General features: G+C 65.8%; 24 protein-coding genes and 1 other RNA gene. 13 read left to right on the top strand and 12 right to left on the bottom strand.

The window, feature by feature from the left end; all coding sequences use genetic code 11:
• Positions 1-78: 78 nt before the first annotated feature.
• The 6 genes from EAO27_RS06475 to EAO27_RS06450 all read right to left on the bottom strand — a co-directional run bounded on the left by EAO27_RS06475 (position 79) and on the right by EAO27_RS06450 (position 4,733).
• The gene (locus tag EAO27_RS06475) at positions 79-414 is read right to left on the bottom strand and encodes a YbaB/EbfC family nucleoid-associated protein (RefSeq protein WP_242778452.1); all 336 of its coding nucleotides are present in this window, start codon (positions 412-414) and stop codon (positions 79-81) included.
• Positions 411-2,174: a DNA polymerase III subunit gamma/tau gene (locus EAO27_RS06470; RefSeq protein WP_242778448.1), complete on the bottom strand. Its 1,764-nt coding sequence runs from the start codon at positions 2,172-2,174 to the stop codon at positions 411-413. Before EAO27_RS06470 ends, EAO27_RS06475 begins: the two co-directional genes overlap by 4 nt.
• Before the next feature lie 97 nt (positions 2,175-2,271).
• Positions 2,272-2,369: signal recognition particle sRNA small type (ffs, locus tag EAO27_RS06465), an RNA gene on the bottom strand.
• Positions 2,370-2,803: 434 nt separating this feature from the next.
• Positions 2,804-3,229, bottom strand: coding sequence for a hypothetical protein (locus EAO27_RS06460; RefSeq protein ID WP_242778445.1), 426 nt, complete (start codon positions 3,227-3,229; stop codon positions 2,804-2,806).
• A gap of 77 nt (positions 3,230-3,306) precedes the next feature.
• A complete protein-coding gene (locus tag EAO27_RS06455) occupies positions 3,307-3,645 on the bottom strand; it encodes a 2Fe-2S iron-sulfur cluster-binding protein (RefSeq protein WP_242778442.1) in 339 nt (112 codons plus the stop codon).
• Positions 3,642-4,733, bottom strand: a complete 1,092-nt coding sequence (locus tag EAO27_RS06450; RefSeq protein ID WP_242780463.1) for an aminotransferase class V-fold PLP-dependent enzyme — start codon at positions 4,731-4,733, stop codon at positions 3,642-3,644. Before EAO27_RS06450 ends, EAO27_RS06455 begins: the two co-directional genes overlap by 4 nt.
• 253 nt (positions 4,734-4,986) lie before the next feature.
• On the opposite strand from EAO27_RS06450, the gene EAO27_RS06445 reads away from it, so the two are divergent.
• Positions 4,987-5,643: an alpha/beta hydrolase gene (locus EAO27_RS06445; RefSeq protein WP_242778439.1), complete on the top strand. Its 657-nt coding sequence runs from the start codon at positions 4,987-4,989 to the stop codon at positions 5,641-5,643.
• Between the two features lie 40 nt (positions 5,644-5,683).
• On the opposite strand, the gene EAO27_RS06440 is transcribed toward EAO27_RS06445, so the two are convergent.
• The gene (locus tag EAO27_RS06440) at positions 5,684-5,848 is read right to left on the bottom strand and encodes a hypothetical protein (RefSeq protein ID WP_242778436.1); all 165 of its coding nucleotides are present in this window, start codon (positions 5,846-5,848) and stop codon (positions 5,684-5,686) included.
• A gap of 151 nt (positions 5,849-5,999) precedes the next feature.
• Here EAO27_RS06440 and rpiB point away from each other — a divergent pair, with 151 nt between their 5' ends.
• Genes rpiB through EAO27_RS06415 form a run of 5 tightly spaced genes read left to right on the top strand, consistent with a single transcriptional unit; the run spans position 6,000 to position 9,175 of the window.
• Positions 6,000-6,452: a ribose 5-phosphate isomerase B gene (gene rpiB / locus EAO27_RS06435; protein ID WP_242778433.1), complete on the top strand. Its 453-nt coding sequence runs from the start codon at positions 6,000-6,002 to the stop codon at positions 6,450-6,452.
• Entirely contained in the window at positions 6,449-7,756 is a 1,308-nt protein-coding gene (gene glyA / locus EAO27_RS06430; protein WP_242778430.1) for a serine hydroxymethyltransferase, read from the top strand. The genes rpiB and glyA overlap by 4 nt, the downstream gene beginning before the upstream one ends.
• 4 nt (positions 7,757-7,760) lie before the next feature.
• Positions 7,761-7,979 (top strand): hypothetical protein, encoded by a 219-nt coding sequence (locus tag EAO27_RS06425; RefSeq protein ID WP_242778427.1) that lies wholly within the window; start codon positions 7,761-7,763, stop codon positions 7,977-7,979.
• Positions 7,980-7,982: 3 nt separating this feature from the next.
• The gene (gene nrdR / locus EAO27_RS06420) at positions 7,983-8,450 is read left to right on the top strand and encodes a transcriptional regulator NrdR (RefSeq protein ID WP_242778424.1); all 468 of its coding nucleotides are present in this window, start codon (positions 7,983-7,985) and stop codon (positions 8,448-8,450) included.
• Complete coding sequence (locus EAO27_RS06415) at positions 8,447-9,175, top strand: RNA methyltransferase (protein ID WP_242778421.1); 729 nt, start codon at positions 8,447-8,449, stop codon at positions 9,173-9,175. The genes nrdR and EAO27_RS06415 overlap by 4 nt, the downstream gene beginning before the upstream one ends.
• 73 nt (positions 9,176-9,248) lie before the next feature.
• Here the strand turns inward: EAO27_RS06415 and EAO27_RS06410 are convergent, their stop codons facing one another.
• Positions 9,249-9,563, bottom strand: coding sequence for a chorismate mutase (locus EAO27_RS06410; RefSeq protein WP_242778418.1), 315 nt, complete (start codon positions 9,561-9,563; stop codon positions 9,249-9,251).
• A 198-nt stretch (positions 9,564-9,761) separates the two neighbouring features.
• Here EAO27_RS06410 and rpsD point away from each other — a divergent pair, with 198 nt between their 5' ends.
• On the top strand, positions 9,762-10,373 hold the full coding sequence (gene rpsD, locus EAO27_RS06405) for a 30S ribosomal protein S4 (protein WP_242778415.1): 612 nt from the start codon (positions 9,762-9,764) through the stop codon (positions 10,371-10,373).
• A 68-nt stretch (positions 10,374-10,441) separates the two neighbouring features.
• On the opposite strand, the gene EAO27_RS06400 is transcribed toward rpsD, so the two are convergent.
• Complete coding sequence (locus tag EAO27_RS06400) at positions 10,442-12,409, bottom strand: S9 family peptidase (RefSeq protein WP_242778413.1); 1,968 nt, start codon at positions 12,407-12,409, stop codon at positions 10,442-10,444.
• Positions 12,410-12,563: 154 nt separating this feature from the next.
• Here EAO27_RS06400 and EAO27_RS06395 point away from each other — a divergent pair, with 154 nt between their 5' ends.
• Together EAO27_RS06395 and EAO27_RS06390 are read left to right on the top strand one after the other, a co-directional pair.
• Positions 12,564-14,252, top strand: coding sequence for a M28 family metallopeptidase (locus tag EAO27_RS06395; protein WP_242778410.1), 1,689 nt, complete (start codon positions 12,564-12,566; stop codon positions 14,250-14,252).
• A 53-nt stretch (positions 14,253-14,305) separates the two neighbouring features.
• Positions 14,306-14,836 (top strand): hypothetical protein, encoded by a 531-nt coding sequence (locus EAO27_RS06390; protein ID WP_242778407.1) that lies wholly within the window; start codon positions 14,306-14,308, stop codon positions 14,834-14,836.
• Between the two features lie 36 nt (positions 14,837-14,872).
• Here EAO27_RS06390 and EAO27_RS06385 read toward each other — a convergent pair whose 3' ends face one another.
• Positions 14,873-15,265 (bottom strand): hypothetical protein, encoded by a 393-nt coding sequence (locus EAO27_RS06385; protein WP_242778404.1) that lies wholly within the window; start codon positions 15,263-15,265, stop codon positions 14,873-14,875.
• An 85-nt stretch (positions 15,266-15,350) separates the two neighbouring features.
• Between EAO27_RS06385 and EAO27_RS06380 the strand changes: the two genes are divergently transcribed.
• Complete coding sequence (locus EAO27_RS06380; protein WP_242778401.1) at positions 15,351-16,334, top strand: agmatine deiminase family protein; 984 nt, start codon at positions 15,351-15,353, stop codon at positions 16,332-16,334.
• A 7-nt stretch (positions 16,335-16,341) separates the two neighbouring features.
• Positions 16,342-17,193, top strand: a complete 852-nt coding sequence (gene aguB, locus EAO27_RS06375) for an N-carbamoylputrescine amidase (RefSeq protein ID WP_242778398.1) — start codon at positions 16,342-16,344, stop codon at positions 17,191-17,193.
• Between the two features lie 26 nt (positions 17,194-17,219).
• On the opposite strand, the gene EAO27_RS06370 is transcribed toward aguB, so the two are convergent.
• Positions 17,220-17,894 (bottom strand): hypothetical protein, encoded by a 675-nt coding sequence (locus EAO27_RS06370; RefSeq protein WP_242778395.1) that lies wholly within the window; start codon positions 17,892-17,894, stop codon positions 17,220-17,222.
• A gap of 56 nt (positions 17,895-17,950) precedes the next feature.
• On the opposite strand from EAO27_RS06370, the gene EAO27_RS06365 reads away from it, so the two are divergent.
• Together EAO27_RS06365 and EAO27_RS06360 are read left to right on the top strand one after the other, a co-directional pair.
• Positions 17,951-18,751: an HEXXH motif-containing putative peptide modification protein gene (locus tag EAO27_RS06365; protein WP_242778392.1), complete on the top strand. Its 801-nt coding sequence runs from the start codon at positions 17,951-17,953 to the stop codon at positions 18,749-18,751.
• A gap of 99 nt (positions 18,752-18,850) precedes the next feature.
• A complete protein-coding gene (locus EAO27_RS06360) occupies positions 18,851-19,498 on the top strand; it encodes a heme-binding beta-barrel domain-containing protein (RefSeq protein WP_242778389.1) in 648 nt (215 codons plus the stop codon).
• A 204-nt stretch (positions 19,499-19,702) separates the two neighbouring features.
• Here the strand turns inward: EAO27_RS06360 and EAO27_RS06355 are convergent, their stop codons facing one another.
• Positions 19,703-23,470, bottom strand: a complete 3,768-nt coding sequence (locus tag EAO27_RS06355; protein WP_242778386.1) for a DUF6519 domain-containing protein — start codon at positions 23,468-23,470, stop codon at positions 19,703-19,705.
• Between the last annotated feature and the right edge of the window lie 5 nt (positions 23,471-23,475).

The raw sequence follows: 23,475 nt of genomic DNA, 5'->3' as shown, positions 1-23,475 counted from the left end.
CCGCATTCAATGTCGCTGAGGTGAACGGGAGGTTCGGGCGGCGCCCCCGCGCAGGCACGGCACGGCACGCGCGATGGATCAAAACGGCAGCTTGAAACCCGGGGGCAGCGGCAGGCCGCTCGTCATCCTGCCCATTTCCTCGTTGCTCGCGGCATCGGCCTTTTCGCGCGCATCGTTGAACGCCGCGGCGAGCAGGTCCTCGAGCATCTGCTTGTCCGCGGGCACCATCAGGCTGTCGTCGATCGCGATCGCCTTGATGCGCCCCTTGGCGCTGGCGCGGATCTTCACGAGCCCGCCGCCCGACACGCCCTCGACCTCGACGCTGTCGAGCTTCGCCTGCGCCTCCTGCATCTGGGCCTGAACGGTGGCGGCCGCTTCCTGCGCCGCCTTGAGCATTTCTTCCATCGACTTCATGACGTGGACCTATGGCGATTGTCGTCGTCTTCGACAAGCCTTGCGTCGGGAAAAGCCGCCAGGGCGGCCTTGACGACAGGCAGTTCGCGGATGCGCTGGTCGTTGTCGGCGAGGCTCGCGGCACGCACCTGACCGAGGCTCGGCCGCCCTTCGCCCTCGCCGGCGCGCACCTGCCAGCGACTGCCCGTGGCGGCGAGCATGGCCTCGCCAAGGTCGCGCGCAAAACCGCCTTCGAGCGCCGGCACCGCCGCAAAGACGAGCAGCCCGGGTTCGAGCTCAAGGATTCGCATATGATCGTAAACATCGACCGCAAGTCGATGATTTCCGGTACTTTCGAGCAACTGGTGAATCTGCGCCACGGTGAGCGCCGTCGCGGGCGCCTCGGGCACTGCAGCGGCGGCCTCGGCCGCGACCGGTTCGGCCGCGAGCGGCTCGGCAGCTGGCGGCGCGGCGTTCGCGGCGGCTGCACCGGCAGGTCCAGCGGCGGGCATCGCCAGGGGCATCGTCGGAAAATGGCCCGTTTCGAGCAATTTCGCGAGCTCGCCCGGGTCGGGCATCGACGCCGCGTAGATCACGCGCAGCAGCAGCATTTCGAGATGTTCGAGCGGATTGTTCGCGCGCAGCACCTCGTCGTGCCCCTTGAGCAGCAATTGCCACAGCCGGTTGAGCGGCGCGAAACCCAGCTTCTGCGCCCAGTCGGCGATGCGCTCGCGGTCGGTCGCGGCAAGCGCCGGATCCTCGTGGCGCGACACTTTCGCGAGCGTCACCGCATGGGTCAGGTCCATCAGCCCGCGCACCATCGCGACGGGTTCGATCCCCAGCGCATATTGCGCGCGCGCCAGGTCGATCGCCCCGCCCGCATCGCCCTCGAGGATCGCCGCCATCAGCGACGCGATCGACGAACGGTCCGACAGGCCGAGCATCACGCGCACCTGATCGGCGCTCACCTTGCCGCCGCCCCCCGCGCCTCCGGATTCCAGGTCGGCGTGCGCGATCGCCTGGTCGAGGATCGACAGTCCGTCGCGCACCGACCCCTCGGCGGCGTTGGCGATCAGCCATACGGCGGGGGCTTCGGCCTCGACGCCTTCCTTTTGCAGGATCGCGCTGAAATGCGCGAACAGCATGTCGGGGGTGATGCGGCGCAGGTCGAAACGCTGGCAGCGCGACAGCACCGTCACCGGCACCTTGTTCACTTCGGTGGTCGCGAACAGGAATTTGACGTGCGGCGGCGGCTCTTCGAGCGTTTTCAGAAGCGCATTGAAGGCGTTACGCGACAGCATGTGCACTTCGTCGATGATGTAGATCTTGTAGCGCGCCGACACCGCGGCGTAACGCACCGCCTCGATGATCTCGCGCACGTCGTCGACGCCGGTGTTCGACGCGGCGTCCATCTCGATCACGTCGATGTGGCGCCCCTCGGTGATCGCGCGGCACGGTTCGCACACACCGCACGGGTCGATCGTCGGTCCGCCGTGCCCGTCGGGCCCGATGCAGTTGAGCGCCTTGGCGATCAGGCGCGCGGTCGAGGTCTTGCCCACCCCGCGCACCCCGGTCATCAGGAAGGCATGCGCCAGCCGGTCGCGCGCGATCGCATTGCCCAGCGTCTTGACCATCGCATCCTGTCCGATCAGCTCGGCAAAGGTCTGCGGGCGATATTTGCGCGCAAGCACACGGTACGGCCCCGACGAGGCCGCGGGCGCGGGTGACTCGGGCAAATCCATGCCCAGCATCGTCGGTTCGTCGTCGGCGGAATCGCTCATGCGAACCGTATTAGGGACGAGCCGCACGCTTGTCGAAGGGGAATGCGGGTGAGAGCGCCCTTGCGGCGGCCCTGCCCGCTCTTGCCGGCGATGTGGTGAGGGTGGGAGCCGGAACGACCCGCAGCGAATTCGTTGCGGCTGCTTCCTTCCGGACCTGACCGGGTTGGCGAAGACTGCGTCCGCCCGACTCCCGCCGCGCATATGGCGGCGGCGGACGCGAAATGCAAGCCGGTGGGTCGCGATCGTCGATGGGAGCTTTGGGGTGGGGAAGCGGACTCATCTCCTGCCTTCGTCATCCCGGACCTGATCCGGGATCCATGGCAGCGTCGAAGTCATGGACCCCGGATCAGGTCCGGGGTGACGATGAAAGACCGGCCCGTAGCCGGTCGAGGCGATCGCGTTCCTCCCTGTCGCGCGGCGATGGGGAGGTGGCAGCGGCGTCAGCCGCTGACGGAGGGGCAGACGCCGTCAGGCGTCGCGCGGCCTTTCGGCCCCTCCACCACTCGCTGCGCGAGCGGTCCCCCTCCCCATGGCTTCGCCACAGGGAGGATTTATGTCTGCAATCGGTCGTTTGCTGTCATCGCATCCAGATCGGCGGCCAGCGACGCAAATGGGATGGAAAGCGGAGGTTAAGCCGATCCGGCGACGATGCCCGATTCGCGTTGAGAAAATCTGGGCCATTCGAGCACCGCAAATGCGAATCCGGACATGAAGGATGCCACCGGAAGCAGAGCGCCCCGCGACCAATTGATAGCGGGGAATAGACCGGTCATGTAGAACTCAAAAAGGTACATGCTGGCGCCCGTCCCAACTAAGCACCCTAAGGTGAGAACCGCCGCTCGCCGCCGCCCCGTGATTGATAGCAGGCGGACCAGACCTATGCCCGCGAAAGCAATGGGAGCCGTTGTTCCGCCTATGACACCAAGCCACAACAAAAATTCCCAGCCAAACACCAAAACGTGCACGTTCCAAAGCGCATAAACCAGCGCGGCCGTAACGGCTGCCAAAGCTGTTTGAGCCAGGGCCGTAGCTCCCCAATAGCCGTAGCTCGTCATCACCGTCGCCCTCCGCTTCCTCGCATTATCATGCCAATTACAAACGCCCGCAACCGGTCGGAGGCGGTCGCTCCCGGTCAGCGCGGCCCTTGCATATTGCGGCTTTCGGCGGGGATATGGACGGTCAGCCCGTCGAGGTCATCGGTCAGGACGATCTGGCACGACAGGCGGCTGGTGCGGCGCGCGCCGGCGGCGAGGTCGAGCATATCCTCTTCCATCTCGCTCGCTTCGGGCAGCCGGTCGAAGTCGGCCTTGTCGACGATCACGTGACAGGTCGAGCAGGCCATCTGCCCCTCGCACGTCCCTTCGAGCGGCATCAGATGCGCTTGCGCGACATCGAGCAGGATGCTGCCCGGCGCGGCATCGACCTCGGTCCGCCCCTTGCCGTCGGCGTGGATGAAGGTGACGCGCATCAATTCACTCCCTGAAGGCGGGCGGCATCCTTGATGGCGTTGATGCCGTCGCGCAGTTCCTGCTCGCTGGTATACCGCCCCCAGCCGAGGCGGATCGAGGCGCGCGCGTCGGCTTCGCGCACCCCCATTGCGCGCAAGACATGGCTGACCTTGCCCGACCCGCTGCCGCACGCGCTGCCGAGCGAAAAGGCGACGTCGCGCGCGTCGGACATCAGGCGAAGGCCGTTCACACCCTCGCGACGGATGTTGAGATTGCCGTGGTAGCGCCGCTCGGCCGATCCGTTGATCGTCCATTCGGGAAGCATGTCGGTCGCCAGCGACCAGAGCCGCTCGGCGTGCGCGGCATCCGCATCGAAGCGTTCGGCCGCGAGCGCGGCGGCGGCGCCGAAGCCGGCGCAGAGCGCGGGCGACACGGTGCCCGACCGCATTCCCTGTTCCTGTGCGCCGCCGAACATCAGCGGGGGCAGGTCGACCCCGTCGCGGACCCACAAGGCACCGATGCCCTTGGGCCCGTGGATCTTGTGCGCCGACAGCGCGATCAGGTCGGCGTCACCTGGGATCGCGACGCGGCCATAGCCCTGCACCGCGTCGCACAGCAGCAGGCTGTTCCTGGCATGCGCGGCGGCAGCGAAATCGGCGACCGGCTGGATCGTGCCGACCTCGTTGTTGACCAGCATCGTCGCGACGATGCCGCCCTCGGGGATCAGCGCGGCGTCGGGCGCCAGCGCCACCCCCGCGCCATCGACCGGCAGGATCGCCGCGTTCAGCCGTTCGAGGCATTGCAGCGACGCGGCATGTTCGATGCTCAGCCCCGCGACGCCGCCCGGCATCGCCTCAGCGCCGCGCAGCAACGCCCAGTTGAGCGCCTCGGTCGCGCCCGAGGTGAAGAAAACCCGCCCGCCCCGGGGCAGCAGCGCCGCGACCTGGTCGCGTGCGACCTCGACCGCGGCGGCGGCGGCGCGACCGGCCTTGTGCGTGCTCGACGGGTTGGCGAACCCGTTACCCTGCCCCGGCCCCTCGAGCCAGCGCAGCATCGCTTCGCGCGCCTCGGGAGCGAGCGGCGTCGTGGCCTGATAATCGAGGTAGATCATGCGCGGCATTTGCCCCCTAAACCCGTTCGTGTCGAGCATAGTCGAGACACATTTGGGTCGCACATGCCTTCGCGTGTCGTGACTTCGCGCGACACGAACGGAGAAGGGTTGGCCGGAATCCGCCACCTCTATTGCGAACGATTCGCAAAAGTTGCATGTTGAGACCTATTTTCTATATAGGCGCGTGTCCTCGCTCCGCCACCCCGCCGTCCGGCGAATCGGTGGCAAGCCCCAGAAACATAAAGGTGCGCCCATGCCCGACGTGATTTTCCCCGGCCCCGAAGGCCGTATCGAAGGCCGTTTCTCGCCGCCGCCGCGCCCGCGCGCGCCCGTCGCGCTGATCCTGCACCCGCACCCGCAGGGCGGCGGCACGATGAACGACCGCATCACGCAGGCGATGTACAAGAGCTTCGTCGCGCGCGGCTTTGCGGTGCTGCGCTTCAACTTCCGCGGCGTCGGCCGCAGCCAGGGCACGTTCGACAACGGCATCGGCGAACTCAGCGACGCCGCCTCGGCGCTCGACTGGGTCCAGTCGATCCATCCCGAGGCGCAGACCACGTGGATCGCGGGCTTCAGCTTCGGCGCGTGGATCGGCATGCAGCTGTTGATGCGCCGCCCCGAAATCCGCGGCTTCCTGTCGGTCGCACCGCCGGCGAACATGTACGACTTCAGCTTCCTCGCCCCCTGCCCCTCGTCGGGCATCATCGTCGCGGGCGGGCAGGACGAGATCGTGCCGCCGAACGCCGTGCAGAAACTGGTCGACAAGCTGCGCACGCAGAAGGGGATCACGATCCATCACGACGAGATTCCGCGCGCGAACCATTTCTTCGAGCATGAACTCGACCAGCTGATGAAGTCGCTCGACAATTATCTCGACATGCGGCTCGCGCCCGATTCGCCGATCCGCTGACATTCTGTTCCTCCCCGTGCCGCAAGCATGGGGAGGATTTTCATTTCGTCGGGATCATCCAGATCGCGACATTGGCGAACATCACCAGCGCCGCGATGATCATCAGCAGCGCGCGACGCCGGTCGCCGCTGCGGAACACGAACAGCGAACCGACGAGCAGCGCAAGCCCGCCCAGCATCAGGATCGAAAGCAGAAGGTCGCCCATGCGACCGTCGCTTAGGGCGACGCGCCCGGGCGGTCAAACGGGCAATATGACAAAAGTGCTGCAAAAAGGCGCCGCGGCTTATGGCAAAGTCGAGCGCCTTCGCCTAAAGCGCGCTCACCGATTCCCTCCAGCCCAGCGGGAGCCCGCGCCGATGCGCATCGCGATTGCATCCGACCACGCCGCCTACGAACTCAAGGCCCAGCTCGCCGACTGGCTGCGCGCCGAAGGCCATGAGGTCGAGGACCTCGGCACCAACGGACCCGACAGCGTCGACTACCCCGATTACGGCTATCGCCTTGCCGAAGCGGTGGCGACCGGGGCGGCCGAAAAGGGCGTCGCGCTGTGCGGGTCGGGGATCGGCATCTCGATCTCGGTCAACCGCAACCCCGCGTGCCGCTGTGCGCTCGTGTCCGAACCGCTGTCGGCGAAGCTCGCGCGCGAACATAATGACGCGAACGTGATCGCAATGGGCGCGCGCCTGACCGGCATCGACATGGCCAAGGCGTGCCTGACCGCCTTCCTGAGCACCGGCTTCGCGGGCGACCGTCACGCGCGCCGCGTCGACAAGCTTTCCCACCCTCCCCAACTGGAGACCAGCCGATGACCACAGAAACGCTCGACAAGCCCATCAAATCGGCCGGCTATTTCACCGACGGCGTCGACAAGGTCGATCCCGCGGTCGCCGCGGCGATGAAGCATGAACTCGACCGCGAGCAGCACCAGATCGAACTGATCGCATCGGAAAACATCGTCTCTAAGGCCGTGCTCGAAGCGCAGGGCAGCGTCTTCACCAACAAATATGCCGAAGGCTATCCTGGCCGCCGCTATTATCAGGGTTGCGGCCCGTCGGACGAGGTCGAGACGCTGGCGATCGACCGTGCCAAGAAGCTGTTCGACTGCAATTTCGCGAACGTCCAGCCGCACTCGGGCGCGCAGGCGAACGGCGCGGTGATGCTCGCGCTGACCAAGCCCGGCGCGACGATCCTCGGCATGAGCCTCGACGCCGGCGGCCACCTGACCCACGGCGCGGCTCCGGCGATGTCGGGCAAATGGTATAACGCCATCCAATATGGCGTGCGCCCCGACGACCATCTCGTCGATTTCGACCAGGTCGAGGCGCTGGCCAAGGAACACCGCCCGACGCTGATCATCGCGGGCGGTTCGGCCTATCCGCGCACGCTCGACTTCGCGCGCTTCCGCGCGATCGCCGACGATGTCGGCGCGCTGCTGATGGTCGACATGGCGCATTTCGCGGGGCTCGTCGCCGGCGGCGCGCATCCGTCGCCGATGGAGCATGCGCATGTCGTCACCACCACGACGCACAAGACGCTGCGCGGCCCGCGCGGCGGCATGATCCTGACCAATGACGAAGCGATTGCGAAGCGCATCAATTCGGCGGTTTTCCCCGGGCTTCAGGGCGGCCCGCTGATGCACGTCATCGCCGCCAAGGCGGTCGCGTTCGGCGAAGCACTGCGCCCCGAGTTCAAGGATTATGCCAAGGCGACGATCGCCAACGCACAGGCACTCGCCAACCGGCTGCAGGCGCGCGGCGCCGATGTGGTCGCGGGCGGCACCGACACGCACCTCGCGCTGATCGACCTGCGCCCGCTCGGCGTCACCGGCCGCGACGCCGACGAGGCGCTCGAGCGCAGCGCGATCACCTGCAACAAGAACGGCATCCCGTTCGACCCGCTGCCGCCGATCAAGACCAGCGGCATCCGCGTCGGTTCGCCCGCGGGCACGACGCGCGGCTTCGGCATCGCCGAATTCGAGAAGATCGGCGATATGGTCGCCGACGTGCTCGAAGCGCTGCGCGACAAGGGCGAGCACGGCGACGCCGATGTCGAGGCCGATGTTCGCAAGCGCGTCCGCGCGCTGTGCGAGCGCTTCCCCATCTATCAGGGCTGATCCGGTGGCGCGCCAGCATCCCGAGGAGCCGACGCTTGCCGAGCTGACGATCGAAGAGATCAAGGCGATGGGCAAGCAAGGGATGGACCATCCCTCGACGCGGCCGGTGCTGATCGGCGGCGGCCTCGGCGCGGCGGCGAGCCTGATGCTCGACGTCGCGAGCTGGCCCGTGGGGATGTTCGCGGGCGCCGCGATCGCGCTGCTGATGCGGGTGAAACGCTGACCGATGCGCTGCCCCTATTGCGGACATGAAGACAGCCAGGTGAAGGACAGCCGTCCGACCGAGGACGGCGCGGCGATCCGCCGCCGCCGTCAGTGCGAGGATTGCGGCGCGCGCTTCACCACCTTCGAGCGCATCCAGCTGCGCGAAGTCGGGGTGCTCAAGGCCGACGGCGGCCGCGAGCCCTTCGACCGCGAGAAGCTGATGCGCAGCGTCCAGATCGCGTGCCGCAAGCGGCCGATCGACGGCGCGCGCATCGAACGGCTGGTGTCGGGAATCCAGCGTCAGCTCGAAACGTCGGGCGAGAATGAGGTCAAGGCGTCGCAGATCGGTGCGATGGTGATGGAGGCGCTCAAGGGTTTCGACAACGTCGCCTATATCCGCTTCGCCAGCGTCTATCGCGACTTCACCGAAGCCAAGGATTTCGAAGACTTTGCGTCGACGATCACCGAGGCCGCGAGGCCCGCGAAATGACCGCGGCGGCCCCGCCCCCCGTCATCGTCCTCGTCCGCCCCCAGCTCGGCGAGAATATCGGCAAGGCGGCGCGCGCGATGCTCAATTTCGGGCTGACCGAGCTGCGCCTCGTCGCCCCGCGCGACGGCTGGCCCAACCCCGACGCCGGGCCGGCGGCATCGGGGGCCGATATCGTGCTCGCCAATGCGGCGGTCTATGACAGCCTCGCCGCGGCGACGGCCGACTGCACGCACATCTATGCGACCACGGTGCGCAAGCGCGGCGTGACCAAGCCGGTGATGACGCCCGAAGCGGCGGCGACGCAGGTCCACGCGACCGCGGGCCGCTCGGCCTATGTCTTCGGCCCCGAACGCTCGGGGCTCGAAACCGACGATGTCGCGCTCGCGCACAGCATCGTGACCGTGCCGATCAACCCCGAATTCGGATCGCTCAACCTCGCGCAGGCGGTGATCCTGCTCGCCTATGAATGGTCGAAGGGGGTCGCGCTCGCGAGTCCGCCCGAAGCTCCGCTCGACCCGCCTGCCCCGCACGCCGAGCTGGAAGAGCTGATGCAGCATTTCGTCCGCGACCTCGACAAGGCGGGCTATTTCTTCCCTGCCGAACGGACCGATGCGACGCTGCGCACGCTGCGCACCACGTTGACCAAGACCGGCTGGTCGCACAACGATATCCGGATGATGCACGGCATCGTGACCGCGCTCGGACGCACGCCTCGCGCCCGATAGCCGGCATGCCGGCAGTGTCGGCGCGTGTGCAAATCCCCCGTTCAGGGACGACGACGCCCAGCCGAAGACCCCTTCAGTCCCCGGCGCGGATACGATCCCAGCGCACCGCTTCATAGGCGATCGACTGCTCGACCAGCTCGTTCCACACCGCGCGCAGCCGCGCGGGCTCTAGCCCGACGGCCTCAGCTTCGCTGGCGACATTGTCGAGCACCTGCGCCTTGCGCGCTTCGTCGCGCACCGCGCCGCGGTCGGACTTGATGCGCGCGGCGGCATCCATATATCCGAAACGGCGCACGAGCAGCGCGACGAGTTCGCGGTCGACCTGATCGACCCCGGCGCGCACGTCGGTCATCGTCTGGCAGTCGTCGGGAGATTTGGCGGCGGTCATGCGCGCAGCCTTTAGCGGCTTTTTCCGCGCTGTCGAGCCGTCCACGCCCCTTGACTCGGGGCCGCTCCCCGTCTAACCGCGCGCCTTCGCAATGGACCCCGCACCCCGGTGAAGCGGCGGTCGCATATGGAGCCTTCCATATGGTGCGACCCGGGACCCGCCGAAATCCTTCGGCACACAGCATATTGGAGACGACATATGTCGAAGCGCCAGAGCGCCAAGTATAAACTCGACCGCCGGATGGGCGAAAACATCTGGGGTCGCCCGAAGAGCCCGGTCAATCGTCGCGAATACGGCCCCGGCCAGCACGGCCAGCGCCGCAAGGGCAAGATGTCGGACTTCGGCATCCAGCTCCGCGCAAAGCAGAAGCTCAAGGGCTATTACGGCGATATCACCGAAAAGCAGTTCAAGAAGAACTATTTCGAAGCCAGCCGCATGAAGGGCGACACCGGTCAGAACCTGATCGGCCTGCTCGAGCGCCGCCTCGACGCGGTCGTCTACCGCTCGAAGTTCACCCCGACGATCTTCTCGGCGCGCCAGCTCGTCAGCCACGGCCACGTCTATGTCAACGGCGTGAAGTGCAACATCGCGAGCCGCCTCGTGAAGCCGGGCGACGAAATCACCCTCGGCAAGAAGGCGCAGGAAATGGCGCTGGTTGCCGAAGCGCAGAGCCTGCCCGAGCGCGACCTGCCCGAATATCTGTCGGTCGACGGCACCAAGGCGACCTACATCCGCGTCCCGACGCTCGACGAGGTCCCCTATCCGGTGAAGATGGAACCGAACCTGGTCGTCGAATTCTATTCGCGCTGATCCGGCGGTTCATCGCACGAAACAAAGGGGCGGTCCGGCAACGGGCCGCCCCTTTCGCATGTCCGCCGCTAGGGCAGCTGCAGCGCGTTTTTCAGGAAGGCGTCGGACCGGCGCAACATATCCGCCCGCGCGATCGAATCATGGATTTGATGATCCAGGCCCGGATAGGTCACGAACTCGACCGGCTTGCCCGCCTTCTTCAGCGCCGCTTCCATCGCTTTCGACTGTGAAATGTCGACGTTCAGGTCCTGGTCGCCGCTGAACAGCAGCACCGGCGCCTTGATCTGCGCCGCCTGCTGCGCCGGCGAGCCTTCGACGAGATGGGGCCCGGTCCCGATATAATCGCCGATGATCTTCGCATTGGTGAAATTGCCCGCCCGGCCGACCAGAGCCTTGAGGTCGGTCACCGGCGCGATCGCCACCGTCGCCTTGAAAAGATCCGGATCGAGCACCCCCGACTGGAGCGCCGCATATCCGCCATAGGACCAGCCGACCACAGCGAGTTTCGCAGGATCGGCGATGCCTTCCTTCACCATCCACCGCGCGGCGTCATTGACGTCTCCGACAGCGATCTTCCACGACTTGAAGCCGTTTTCGACATACCAGTCATCGCCATAACCCGCCGACCCGCGAAAATTGGGCTGGATCACCGCATAGCCCTGCGCGGCATAATATTGCGCCAGCCAGTCGAAGCCCCATTCGTCGCGCGCCGAAGGCCCGCCATGCGGCATCACGATCGCCGGCAGCTTTTTCGTCTCGCGACCCGGCGGCAGCGTCAGATAGGCGGGAATCATCGTGCCATCGGTGGCGGCATATTGCACCGGCTTCACCTCGGCTTGCGTCCGCCCCTCGAGTTCCGGCCGCGCGAGCGCCACTTCGTTCAGCTGCCGGCTCGTCTTGTCATAGACATAGTAGCGGCCAGGATCGATATCGCTGCCCGCAAAGAGCAGCAGCCGGCTTTCGTCACGACTGGCATCGACGAAGCGGATGAGGGGTAGGCCGGGCAGCGCCTTTTGCAGCCTCCCCGCAAGCGCCGCATATTCGGGGTCGAACAGCTTATGCTCCGGCTTGTCGGTCGAATAGGCAACACCGATCACCCGCCCCGTTCGGCCGATCCGCAGCACTTCACCCGCATCGACCTGATCGTGCGCGAACAACAATTCCTCGGTCGCCGTTTCGCCCAGCGTAACGGCGTAGACCGCGCTACGTCCATCCTTGTCCTTGAAACCATAAGCAAGGTTGCGCTTGCCGTCGACCGCAACGGGGACGAACGCATCCCCGTCGCTGGTCGCGCGCGAAAGCGGCTTCCAGTCGCGCGAACCCGGCTTGCGATAACTGTAGATCATCAGGTCGCGCATCATGCCCTGCCCATCGGTCGCGCGTACGCCCACGATGCGGACGGCCCCGGTCTCGTCGGCAAGGTAGCGCGAGGCGTCGATGCGCGGGGATTCGATCCGCCGGACGCGCAGGCTCGCCGTGTCGACCATATCGACGCCCAGCCCCTCCTCGACGCTCGAAAGCCGGGTGTTGGTCTGCTCCTCTTGCCGGTATTCGCGGGTCATCACCACCTGCCCGTTGTCGGTAACCGGCCAGGCGATGATCTGGCCATCGAACTGATGCAAACCATAGGCGCCCTTCAGACTGTTCTGGCCGAGCTGCTTGACGTTAGAACCGTCCGTCCCGACCGCGACCATTCGCGTGAAGGGTACGGGATGGCCGACGCCGGGATCCGACACGCCAAAGAGGGTGCAGACAAGCCGCACATTCGAGGCCCAATTGCATCCCGCGAGGTTCCAGGGCGCACCGTCGGACTGAAACACGGCTTTGGGCACTCCCCCATCGACACCCGCCACGAACAGGACCGATCCGCGATTGCGCGCGGGCTGGATGAAGGCGAGTTGTGTTCCGTCGGGCGACATGCTGATATCGCCGATACTTTCACGCGCACCATAGAGCGCCGCATTGTCCGTCTGCGCGGTCGCAGGCACTGCTTCGAGCGCAACCAGAGCGCCGGCCAAAATCCATTTTTTCAGCATGATATCTCCCCCGCTGAACGATGTTTGACGACCGAAATGCCGGGACACAAGGCCAATTCACGCCGGAACGGCACTTTCCCCCGCCACCTTGCATCGACGCTTCCCGGCTGGCACAAGCCCGGTCGTCGCAAACGAAACTTTCCAAGGATTTTCCATGCTGCGTTCCCCCCGATCCACCGCGGCTTTCGCGGTCCTTCTGTCGCTTGCCGCGTGCGGCGGCTCCGACAAGGCAGCGAGCGATGCCGCCGTCACCGCCATCCCCGACGTCCAGATCCCCGAACTGTCGCTCAAGACGCTGCAGGAAGTGACCAGGGAGCTGTCTTCGGACGCCTATGAGGGCCGCGCCCCGGGCACCCCGGGCGAGGAAAAGACCGTCGCCTATATCATCAAGAAATATGAGGAAGCCGGGCTGAAGCCGGGCAACAACGGCAAGTGGACGCAGGATGTGCCGCTGGTCGAGATCACCGCACAGAACGCGACCCCGCTCAGCTTCACCGGCGGCAAGACCCCGGTCACCGCGCAATATGCCAAGGACTATGTCGCATTCAGCTGGCGCGTCCAGCCGAAGACCGCGGTCAAGGACAGCGACGTCGTCTTCGTCGGCTATGGCATCAACGCCCCCGAAAAGGGCTGGAACGACTATGCCGGGCTCGACGTGAAGGGCAAGACCGTCGTCGTCCTCGTCAACGATCCCGACTGGCAGACCAAGGAAACCAAGGGCGATTTCAACGGTCGCGCGATGACCTATTACGGCCGCTGGTCGTATAAATATGAGGAAGCCGCGCGGCAGGGCGCCGCCGCCGTCCTCATCGTCCACGACACCGAACCCGCCGCCTATGGCTGGAACGTCGTCGAATCGAGCAACACCGGCACCCAATATCTGGCCGAAAGCAAGGACGGCGGCGCGAAGGAAACCGTCGCCAACGGCTGGATCCAGCTTGCCAAGGCGAAGGAACTCTTCGCCAGCGCCGGTCAGGATTTCGACAAGCTGCGCGACGCGGCAAAGGTCAAGGGCTTCAAGCCCGTCGCGCTGACCGGCGTGAAGGCGAACTTCGCCTTCGACAACCAGATCGCGAAAAAGATGTCGCGCAACGTCATCGGCGTGCTGCCGGGGGCCAAGCGCCCCGACGAATATGTGCTCTACACCGGCCACTGGGACCATCTCGGCCGCTGCACACCCGTGGGCGGCGACGACATCTGCAACGGCGCGGTCGACAATGCGAGCGGCATCGCCGGTCTCGTGACGCTGGCACAGGCGTTCAAGACCGCCGGCGCGCCCGACCGCAGCATCGTGTTCCTCGCGGTCACCGCCGAGGAATCGGGGCTGCTCGGTTCGAAATATTATGCCGAGAACCCGGTCTTCCCGCTCGCGCAGACCGTCGGCGGGGTGAATATGGACGCACTCAACGCGGTCGGCCCGGCCAAGGACATCGTCGTTGTCGGCGGCGGCAAGTCCGAGCTCGACGCCTATGTCGAAAAGCTCGCCAAGATGGAGGGCCGCACGATCAAGGCCGAACCGACCCCCGAAAAGGGCTTCTACTACCGGTCGGACCATTTCAGCTTCGCCAAGCTCGGCGTGCCGATGTTCAACTTCGGCAGCGGCGACGATCTGGTCGAGGGCGGGGTCGATGCCGGCAAGAAGGCATCGGAAGACTATGAAAAGAACCGCTACCACGCTCCCGGCGACGAATATGACGCGATCACCAACTGGGGCGGCATGATGGCCGACCTCAAGCTCTATTACGCCGCGGGCCGCATGCTCGCGATGACCGACGCCTGGCCGAACTGGAACGAGGGCGACGAATTCCGCGCCGCCCGCGACAAGTCGCGCGCCGGCAAATAAGCCGATCTTAACCGAAGCCGTGCCATGGCGCCGCCGTGGCACGGCTGAACAACATGGCACTGAAAAACGCCCGGGCGACCCTCCACCGATGGATCGGAGAGTCGCCCGAAGGCCCGTGTTTCCTGCCGGGGAATGGCAAGGCCATTCCGCTGCGACCCGATGAAAAACAGGCGATCTGCGCAAGCGCCGAACATTATATCAGCCAGCGCTACGAGGATTTCGAAAAATCGATCCTGCTGTCGCTGATGGCGCTGACGGGCAGTTGGCTCTATATTTTCGTGTTCAAGCCGTCGCAGTTTCCCGGCGCATTCTGGACGATCTACGCCTATATCCTCGTCCTCGCGGCGCTGATCTATATCGCCTATGAAGCATGGCGCTACGAACAACGCCTGCTGATCCTGCGCAAGGCGATCGGCCATGCCCTGCGGCAACGCATCCCGCTGTCCACCGGCTTCGACGACAAGGCGGCGCGCGTCGAACCCGACTATGAAAAGCTGGGCCCGATCATCCTGTTCGGATCCGCTATCCTGTTTGCATTGCCGTTGCTGGTACAAATCGTCCGCACGATCGGATCGCTGCTCTAGGGGCCCGACCCTAGCGTTCGCGTCCGATCCGCGCGTTCACGAAGCCGTCCCGTCATCCGGCCGCGCCCCCTTCCTGCCGAAGACCGGCCTCTCGGGTATCGCACGGCGCGCTTCGTCCCCGGCATCCAGCGTCTCGGGAGGGCGGCGGTTGATATAGTTGCTCAGCGCCGCATCGATGTCGAAGCTGACCTCGCCCGCTTCGGTCGGCCGATCCTTCAGCCTTTCTGGCGCGCGCATCTTCATGACCTGGAAAACGAAACCGCAAAATGCGACCGACGCAATGACCAGACCGACCACCCGAAGCGGGAAATAGCCCTGATCGGGCGCTTCGCCGGCGCCGGAGAAACCGCCGCCGGCCCAGAACAGACCGCCGCCCCAGGCAAGCCCGAAGGCCGCCATGAAAAGCGCCTTGGGCACTGCGATCAGCAAGGGGGTTTTACTTGTCGTCATGCGCCGCCAGCGATAGACGCGAGGCGTTAATTTTTGGCTCCCCTGAACGAAAGACACCCGCCCGATGACGCTGCTTATGCCCGCCGAATGGGCGCCCCATGACGCCGTCTGGATCGGATTTCCGCATATGGCGGAGGAATGGTCGGGCCAGATCGACGCGGCGCGGCGCGACGTCGCGGCCTTTGCGAACGCCGTTCATGACGGCGGGCGGGGCGAAAAGGTGCATCTTCTCGTTCGCGACCATGACAATGCCGATATCGCCGAGGCGCTTGTCGATGAGGGTGTGCAGTTATTCGTCGCGCCCTTCGGCGATATCTGGCTGCGCGACACGGGCCCGATCATCGTCGGCACCGGCGCGCGGCGCGAGGCGCGCAATTTCGATTTCAACTGGTGGGGCAACAAGTTCGTGATGCCCGGCGACCGTGAGATTGGCGCTATTCTCGCTGCACACGCGGACCTGCCGACGCAGCATCTCGACTGGGTGCTCGAAGGCGGCGGCATCGACGTCGACGGCACCGGCCTTGCCGTCACCACCGAGGAATGCCTGCTCAACCCCAACCGCAACCCGTCGCTGACGCGCGACGATATCGCGGTGCGGCTGCACCAGTCGCTCGGCATCGACCGGCTGCTGTGGCTCGGCGACGGGCTGATCGGCGACCACACCGACGGCCATGTCGACAATCTCGCGCGCTTCGTCGGCGAAGGGCGGCTGGCGATCCCGGTCGCGGCGGGCGACGACGATCCCAACGCCGCCATCTATGCCGACGCGCGCGCGCGCGCCGCGGCGTTCGGCGGGATCGAGATCGTCGACCTGCCCTCGCCCGGCCGGGTCGAACTGGACGGCGAGATCGCGGCGGCGAGCTATATGAATTTCTATATCGGCAACAGCAGCGTCGTCGTGCCGACCTATGGCGTCGCCAACGACACCGCCGCGGTCGATGCGATCGCCGCGTTCTTCCCCGGCCGCCGCGCAGTCGGCGTGCCCGCGCGCGGCATCATCGCCGGCGGCGGCAGCTTCCATTGCTCGAGCCAGCAGCTTCCGGCATAGCGCGCGCATGACCCGCACCCTCACCGTCGCCGCGCTGCAACTCGCCCTGCCCGGTCCCGTCCGGCCGAACGTCGACGCCGTCACCGCGCTCGTCGAAGAGGCCGCCGCGAAAGGCGCGCACGTGATCCTGCCCCCCGAACTCTTCGAAGGCCCCTATTTCTGCCAGGCCGAAGAGGAGGAATTGTTCGCGACCGCGCATCCGACCGGCGAGCATCCGAGCGTGATCGCGATGCAGGCGCTCGCCGCGAAGCTTCGGGTCGCGATCCCGACGAGCTTCTTCGAGCGCGACGGCCATCATTATTACAACACGCTCGCGATGATCGGCCCCGACGGCGCGATCATGGGCACGTACCGCAAATCGCACATCCCTGACGGCCCGGGCTATGAAGAGAAATATTATTTCCGCCCCGGCAACACGGGCTTCAAGGTCTGGGACGTCTTCGGCGCGCGGATCGGCGTCGGGGTGTGCTGGGACCAATGGTATCCCGAATGCGCGCGTGCGATGGCACTGATGGGCGCCGAACTGCTCTTCTACCCCACCGCGATCGGCAGCGAGCCCTATGACGCCGAGCTCGACACCAGCCGCATGTGGCGGCGCGCGATGCAGGGCCATGCGGTATCGAACTGCATGCCGGTGATCGCCGCGAACCGCATCGGGACCGAGGGCGCCGCGAACTTCTATGGCCACAGCTTCATCAGCGACGAATGGGGCGACCTGACCCAGCACTATGGCGCGAGCGAAACCGGCGTCCTGGTCGAGACGATCGACCTCGACCGCGCGGCAAAGCACCGCGCGGGAATGGGCTTCTTCCGCGACCGCCGCCCGCAACTCTACGGCCGGCTCGTCGAAGACATCTGAGCCGGCCGCACGAGCCGATCCCTCGCCTAGGGTTGGAGCTCGCCCGTAAAATCTTCGGACGGTTGGGGCTGTTCGTCGGGAACCGGCCTGTCATCGCCCGGCAATGGCGGGCCGTCCGGATCGTCGGGAACCTTCAATACCCAATGATGCGCCATGTGCGACATGACGACCAGCAACTGGTGCCGCTCCCCACAGGCGACGCATTCGGTCGGCTGGGTATTTTCGACCCAGATCGTCCCCGTCGGCAGCTTCGCGCGATCTTCCGATGTGCCGTCGGTGCCGCAAATCAGAAAATGCCCGCGCTCGCCGCTCATCACGTCGCGCATGAAACCGATCGAGTGCGCCGAGTTTCCCAGCGCCTTCACGATGACATCAAAAATGGACAGATCCCGGCCGCACGCGCAGGTCCCACGGACGCTCTTGGTCCGGGAGCGCCCCAATTCGGCAAGGGATTCCTTGTCGAAGAGCGTGGTGAGTTGCTCGAGTTCTTCCAGCGTCGGCGAGTGAGCGGGTTGCGCAACCCGATCGAAAACGAATTTGGCTTCTTCAAACTCCTGGCTGGAAACCACATGCGTCTTCCAGTCGAGCCGGCGCTCCATCTTCGTCAGCGCCTCGACCGATATCTCACGGACCGGTGTCGCCGCGGCATCCGCATTGGCGCGATCCAGATAGCGTTGAATTGTTTCGTGTAGCCGTGCCATATTCCCCTCCCACAAAGACTGGCAAGTCAACTTCGCCTTTGGGAAGATCGATGTCAATGGAACTTCTGCAGCCCGAACGATTGATCGGCAATATGGAGAAGATCGTCGGGAGATCATACGCCAGCGCAACCGGAGACATATTCGAAGATATTTTCTGGAGCAGGATTTCAACCATACAAAATACGTCGTCTATATTTCAAAATGACCGGTTCGAGTTCGAAAAATACAAGAATTTCAAATCGCTTTCGATGCTTGGGCTGGTTTCCGGAGAGTCCGGCCTGCTGCGGATCAGCGAGGAACAGAAGGCCATGGTGGCCGGGGCGATGACCGCACTCGCCCGGGATCACCCCTGCCTCGATCGCGCGATACAGCTGTCCACACCGCGCAACGCCTTCATAAACGCACCCAGCCTGGTCGCGATGAGCGGATCATCCTTCTCCGCCATCGGATTTTCCTTCGTCAATCTCAACGAATTGAAGAAGAGCGATGTGGTCAAACTGATGATCCATGAATCAGTTCACAACGCCATCAACATAGAAGACATATGCGAAGGAATTTTCACAGAAAAGCATATCGTAGAGGATAAAAGATATCATTTCCTGTCGTCGATAAGAAAGACGGCAAGGCGATTCGACTATGCCTTTCATGCACTCATGGTCGATATTGCCCTTTATCAATTTGACATGATCGCGGCCTCCCGACCGGATCGGGAGCGGGAGCGCAATATCGCCCTTTGCCTGGACGCGGCACGCCGTACCCGGGATCGCAGCGTCGCTGACGGCAAACCCTTGCTGACCGCGAATGGCGACAATCTTCTCGAGACGGTGGCCGCATCGTGGCAAACCGCCTTGCCCTGACGTCACGGCAACGCAGCGCAGCGCAGCGGAAATATGCCCGCGAGCGCCCCTGCGAGCCTGCCCGCTGTTGCAAACAGCCGATTGAATCTGCAATCTGATATGATGGAACTTCCCGCGGATATTTTCACCGAGCCCGATGACGTCGATCCCGAAACGCTGCGCAATCTCGGGCCGCTGCGGCGGCTCGCCGGCGTGTGGGAGGGGCAGCGCGGCGTCGACATCAACCCCAAGGCCGACGGTCCCGAAACGCGCGAATATTACGAGCGGATCGAGATGCAGCCGATCGACGCGCAGGCGAACGGTCCGCAGCTCTTCTACGGACTGCGCTACCACGTCCATATCAACACGCCCGAAGAGGACATCACCTTCCACGACCAGGTCGGTTACTGGCTGTACGAGCCCGCGACCGGGCTGATCCTGCAATCGCTCGCAATCCCGCGCGGGCAGATCGCGATCGCCGCGGGGCACGCCGCGCCCGATGCGACGCAGCTGGTGCTCAAGGCGACGCGCGGGCAGACCGACTATGGCATCTGCTCGACGACCTTCCTCGAACTCGCGTTTCGCACCGACAGCTATGAAATCACGGTCGATTTCCACGACGACGGATCGTGGAGCTATGTCTCCGATACCATGCTGATGGTGAAGGGCCGCGACGAGCCCTTCCTCCATCGCGACCGCAACCGGCTGGTCAAGACCGGCGAACCCGACCTCAATCCGTGGGCCAGGATCGCCCGCCGGCAAGGATGAGTCCGTCGCGGGCCGTCTCCCGAACGAAGAAATGTCCGCACCCGAACGAGTAAGGGCGAGCCTCACTGGACTCGCCCCATGGCTCCAAAATGGACTCGAACACATTACGGCACCAAATCACACCGCCGTTTTATCAATTGAAGCCGTATCGATATTACGCGATTCCCTTACGGATCACAAGAAAAAACGCCATCTCGCGCATCGCTATTGGGGCCGATTGTCGCGACGCAGCAGAAATTCGGGCCCGCGCACGACATTATTCGATGCGGACGGTTCGGACAGATTGTCCGACGCGACCCACAGATAGCGCACATGCTCCTCGGGATGGATGACCGGCTGCACCGCGATGCCGATATAGGCGATGGAAATACGGTTGTCGGATATCTTGAGATAGCGCCCGATATCGCCCCACACGCGGATGCCGTGCCGATAATAATTGTCGGTCGCCTGCCCCGCCCAGTCGAGCGTGTTGCGCTGGATGCGCACCGTATCGACATTGCCGACGAACAACCCCATCGGGACATAGACATCGTCGGCGGACTTGCGCAGCGACAGGTGGTTGTCGGCGACATAGACATGCCCGGCGCGGCGCATCCGCACGCGCCCCTCCTCCTCTTCGCGGCCGCTGGTCCCGACATGGACGCCGCGCACAAAGCCATAAACCTTGTTGCCGCGCACCTGCACCATGCCCAATGTCCGGCCGCCGCAGGTGATCGCCTGCCGCGCATAGCTCGGCAGCCGGCTCGTGAAGCGGTCGAACCACGCGGCCACGGTCGGCAGCGTTTCGCGCAGCCGGTCATCGGCGACCAGCCGCCACGCGAGCTTCTTGAGATAACGCACCAGCTCGGCGACCGTGGTGATGCCCTCAGGCGGCGGGTTGAGCCGCAAGATCCTGGTCCAGTCGGCCTGGCTGACCGGGGAATCGAAACTGACCGCGACCGCGCCGGCGCGGACCGTCACCCGGCCTCCCCCGCCTGCGCTGCTGCCTTCGCCGCCACCGTCCCCGTCGCGCGCCCCCCGCCGTGCGCGTTCGGTCCGCGCGGCGGGTTCGCCGATCAGGACGAGCGAGCGCTTCACCTCATTGTCGAGCGCCGCCATGCGCGGCTCGCCCAGTCGTGCGCCCATCGTGCGGATCGCGCGCTTGAAGGTCGGCGAGCGCTCGGCGTCGGCGATGACGACATCGCTCAGCCGCCGGATATAGGCCTGTACGCCGGCGATCGTCCGGCTCTCGTCGGGGCGCGGCGGTTCGGCGGCGAACAGCCCCTCCCATTCGGCCTGCGGCATCGGCGATTCGAATTCGGCAAGCAGCGTTCCGACGCGAAAGAAACGCTTACCCCCGCCGCTCGGCTCGGCCTCCTCGGCGCGCGCGACAAGCTGGTTGACGAGATGCTTGCGCCAGCGCGGGCTTTCGAACTGCTTGCCGGGGCGGAGCCCCGCCTTGCCCGGAACCACCGCCAGCTCGTTGTCGGCGATCAGCACATGCTTTGCGTCGGCGACGAGGATGCCATCCTGCGCCAGCCCGATCGCGAGGCGATTGTTCGTCACGCGCACCGAGTCGAGCGGCGTGCTGATGGTCTTGCGGTTGGAGGAGCTGCGGATCGTCAGCCCCGTGCGCTCGGTCTCCGCCCCGCCGCCGCAGCGCAGCGACAGGTCGGACACGTCGACCATCGGCGTATCGACGATCGTCACCACCCCCTGGCGAAACGCGATCTTGCCGATCGCCCCCGATCCGTCGGGCGCGGACACATCGAGGTCGCGGAGCGTCACGCTGGCGCAATCCTGAAAATGCAGCGCGCATTCGGCGCGCCGTGCCACGATCCGCGTGCCACCGCCCGCACCGTGGATCATGATATGGCCCTTGCCCCGGATCTCGACCGGCACGCCGGTTTCATAGGTGCCGCGCTGGAAACAGATCGCGGCATCCTCGCCGTCCTTGATCGCCTTCAGGATCGCAACCCAGTCGCTGCCCTCGGTGACGATATAGGTCGAACATCCCGCCTGCGACTGGTTCGCCAGCTTTTCGATCGCCTTTTGCACCGTATTCTCGCCCGCGAGTGAGGGGGTGTTGGCGGGATCGAAGGACGTCGTCGCCGCGGTGCTGAGCTTTGCGGTAAAGCGGATCGGAAGATGGGTGGGGTTGCCCGCCGCGTCGAGCAGGCGTGCGGTGACATGCTGGACCGGCGTCGTCGCATCGGGCCACCAGTCCATCGTCGCGACGCCGTCGGGGCCCGTCGTTGCCTTGCGCGTCTTGAGCGTTCCGGCAGCGCCGTCGAGGCGCCCGTCGCCGTCGCCCGCGCCGATCTCGAACTGGACGTCGAGCCCCTGCAGCGGCGTCCTGCCGCGGATCACCCCGACGCGCAGCGGCGCCGGGACTTTCGGGCGGTTGGCGGGAAGCAGCGGGTCGGGCATCGCCTCCTGCCCGTCGCCGCCGAGATAGAGGAAGCTGCGCAGCGCGGTGAGCGGCGGAAAGAGGTTGCGGCAGTCGCTGACCACCGTCCACAGCCCGTTCGCGTCGCGCGTGACGAGCGCGAGCGCGGCATAATGGTGCGCGACCCCCCTGGGCGGCAGCAAGGCCTCGGCGCCGGTCGCCTCGTCGGCGGGCCATTCGATCGTCGCCGCGAGCGAGCGCGCCGGAATTTGCCAATGGTCGCCGGTCGCAAGGCGCCCGCTCGCAAAGCATATCTCGACCCCCTGCTCGACCGCGACCCACGCGCCGGGCGCGATGTCGACCGGCAGGCCGCCTTCCCAGCGGCGGACGATACCCTGCGCGGGCAGGCCGCCGAGGTCGGGCGCCGTCCCGTTCGTCAGCGCGACGAGCGTTTCGGGATGATGCACCGCGTCGAGGCTGGCGCGGGTGCCGTTGATGTCGGCGATATGCGCAAAAAAGCCGGGCTCGCCGCGAAGCCGTCGCCCCTCGTCGACGATCTCGATCCAGTCGCCCCGCCGCAACGCGACGACGTCGTCGGGCCCCAGCCCGTCGAGCAGCAGCGCGCCATTGTCGATCGCAGCATAGCGCGCGGTGACCCCGCCATTGTCGCGCGACCATTTCCAGCGCCCGCCCGCCGCGCCGCCATTGTGGATCTCGATGCGATAGAGATGGTTTTCGAGGCTGCGATAACCGCCCGTCGCGGGCAGGGCGCACGGGTTCGCGCTGGCCGCGGCGGCGCGCGCGCGCGCGGCCATCCGCCCCGTCGCCGCAGGACCGAAGGGCGACCAGCCCGGCGCAAAGCCGGCGCAGGTCACCGGCGCGGTCGCGGCGCCCGCCGCGACGAGCGTCGCGGTCGAAACGAAGCGCATCTGCCACACGATCTGGTCGCGGATTGCCGTGTCGGGGCCGCCGAACGCGCTCTCGCGGATCAGCGGATCGTCGGCGGCGGTCACCGGGCGTTCCCAGACGTCGAGATAGGCGAGATAAGTGTCGGCGGCCCCCGGGAGCGCATTGCCCGGCCAGAAGGGCTGGCTTTCGGCGCTGCGATAGAGGTCGACCGCCACGCTGGCATTCGCCGAGATTGCCGCAGCGGCCTCGAAGGTTCGGACGTCCCCGGTCTGCTGGAGCGCCGTGACGCGCACCGCCTGCGCCGCCGTACCGCCGACGGCGACCAGATAGTCGCCGACCGCGACCTGCGTCCCCGCTTCGACGCGCCACCGCGTCGCCGCCCCCTGCCCCGACTGGCGCACCAGAGCCAGCCGGACCGGCGCTGCATGGATCACGCCGATGCCGTCGACCCACGCCTGTCCGCCGCCGATCAGCAGCGTTGCCTTGTTCGCGCCCTCGATGACCGCAAAGCCCGGCGCATGTTCGGGAAAGCCGCTGGCGCCGATCACGGCGCGCGTCGTCGTGCGCTCCACGCCGCGCTGAATATCGCCTTCCTCGTTCCAGTCGGCGTCGGTGAACAGGCGTCCCTGCTGCATCCGGACGGCGCTGTACCCCTTGGCGGGGCGGAAGGTGTCGCGCGTGAAATCGCCAGTCATCGTCT

It is taken from the genome of Sphingopyxis sp. YF1, from assembly GCF_022701295.1.
Lineage (GTDB): Bacteria > Pseudomonadota > Alphaproteobacteria > Sphingomonadales > Sphingomonadaceae > Sphingopyxis.
Note: the sequence above shows the minus strand (reverse complement) of the source record. Positions and strands in the feature narration are given on the sequence as shown.